This window comes from Streptomyces sp. NPDC101166 (assembly GCF_044768125.1).
In the GTDB taxonomy this organism is placed as follows: Bacteria; Actinomycetota; Actinomycetes; order Streptomycetales; family Streptomycetaceae; genus Streptomyces.
In genome coordinates this window covers 1-1,742 of sequence record NZ_JBIWPF010000079.1, presented here as the reverse complement: position 1 = coordinate 1,742, position 1,742 = coordinate 1, and the positions used below count along the sequence as shown (strand labels likewise).

Below are 1,742 nucleotides of genomic sequence, written 5' to 3'. Positions count from 1 at the left end.
CAAACTCTGGGCGTCATCCTGGCGGGCTCGATTCTGGGCGCCAAGCGCGGCGCGCTGGCCATGCTGCTCTTCGACGTCATGGTCTTCGCGGGGCTGCCGGTGCTGGCGGGCGGGCGCGGCGGCCTGTCGGTGATCATGGGCCCGACGGGTGGCTTCGTGATCGCCTATCCGATCGGCGCGCTGGTGATCGGCCTGCTCACCGAACGGGTGTGGAAGCACTACAACCTGCCGCTGGCCCTGCTGATCAACTTCCTCGGCGGCGCGATCGTGCTGTACGCCATCGGGATTCCGTGGATGGCCGCGGCCGCGCACATCTCGCTGGGCAAGGCCATCACGACCTCGGTGGCGTTCCTGCCGGGCGACGTGGTCAAGACGGTGATCGGGTCGCTGGCCGCGGTGGCGGTGCGCAAGGCGTATCCGATGATTCCGGCGCGGGCATGATCGAACTCGACGGCGTCTCACACCGATTCGGCGAGCGCGAGGTCCTGCGCGACCTGGATCTGCGCTTGAGCGAACGCCGGATCGCCGTGGTCGGCGCGAACGGCTCGGGCAAGTCCACCTTCGCGCGGCTGCTCAACGGCCTGCAGGTGCCGACCTCGGGCACGGTCCGGGTGGACGGCCTCGACACCCGCAAACAGGGCCGGGCCGTGCGCAAACGGGTCGGATTCGTCTTCCAGGATCCGGACATCCAGATCGTCATGCCGACGGTCGCCGAGGACCTCGCCTTCGGCCTCAAACACCACGGCGTCGCCAAATCCGACATCCCGCAACGGGTCACCGAGACCCTCGCGACCTACGGCCTCGCCGAGTTCCGCGACCACCCCGCGCATCTGCTCAGCGGCGGCCAGAAGCAGCTGCTCGCCATCGCCGCGGTGCTGTCGGTCCGACCCGAGTACGTGGTGTTCGACGAACCGACCACCCTGCTCGACCTGCGCAACACCCGCCGCATCACCCGGATGCTGCGCGAGCTCCCGCAGCGACTGGTCGTGGTCTCCCACGACCTGGACCTGCTCGCCGATTTCGACCGGGTGCTGGTGTTCGACGAGGGCCGCGTCGTGGCCGACGGCCCGCCGGCGGAGACCATCCCGCGCTACGTGGCCATGCACTTGGACTGAGCCCGCGCCGAATGCCGCGGGACCATGGCTCGCCCCCACACCAGCGGACCGAGGCCGTCGCCGCTCGAAGTCCTCAGTCCTCGCGCCCGAACAGATGCCGCCGCACGTGCGCGTTCAACCGCTGCCCGGGCCGCGCGTTGAACGCCATGTGCACGCTCACCCGCGGAATCTCGCCCTGCACCGGCGTCACCCGGTGCCGGGACCGCCGCCCGGCGTGCAGCACCAGCGTGCCCGGCACCGTCGGCAGCATCTTCACCATGTGCCGGTGCCGCATCGGCAGCCCGCCCCCGCGCTCGATGAATGCCCCGGGCAGCGGGATGTATTCGAGCGCCCCGCCCCGCTCCGGCGCGACGATGTGCAGCATGACCGTGTAATCGGACATGTCGTAGTGCCAGTCCTGTGCGTCCCCGTTCTCGTGGATCTGCACCGTCATCGCGCCCAGTTCGTCGGCGGACCGGTAGGCCTGCTCCCCCACCAGGTGGGAGACGAACTCCCGCAAGGGTTCCCACTGGTAGAGCGCCTTCAACGGCGAGGAGTCCGGGATCCGGTCACAGGCCACGGTGTATTCGAAGCGCATGGCGTCGCCGAGTCCATCGGAGAGCACGTCGGCGGCCATCTCGGTGACCG

General features: G+C 69.6%; 2 protein-coding genes and 1 pseudogene. 2 read left to right on the top strand and 1 reads right to left on the bottom strand.

The genetic code is table 11. The features are described 5' to 3' along the window. Both ACIRS4_RS36465 and ACIRS4_RS36460 read left to right on the top strand, forming a co-directional pair. Positions 1-441, top strand: a 441-nt coding sequence (locus ACIRS4_RS36465; protein WP_404204291.1) for a biotin transporter BioY, incomplete at its 5' end; no start/stop codon positions are given. Next, positions 438-1,115 (top strand): energy-coupling factor ABC transporter ATP-binding protein, encoded by a 678-nt coding sequence (locus tag ACIRS4_RS36460; protein ID WP_404204289.1) that lies wholly within the window; start codon positions 438-440, stop codon positions 1,113-1,115. The genes ACIRS4_RS36465 and ACIRS4_RS36460, both read left to right, overlap by 4 nt. Positions 1,116-1,188: 73 nt before the next feature. Here ACIRS4_RS36460 and ACIRS4_RS36455 read toward each other — a convergent pair. Continuing rightward, positions 1,189-1,742: pseudogene (locus tag ACIRS4_RS36455) on the bottom strand (hypothetical protein); the annotation flags it as partial.

Bases quoted from the DNA above. Each gene is read 5' to 3' on its own strand.
- ACIRS4_RS36460 (WP_404204289.1), top strand. From the start codon at position 438: ATGATCGAACTCGACGGCGTCTCACACCGATTCGGCGAGCGCGAGGTC.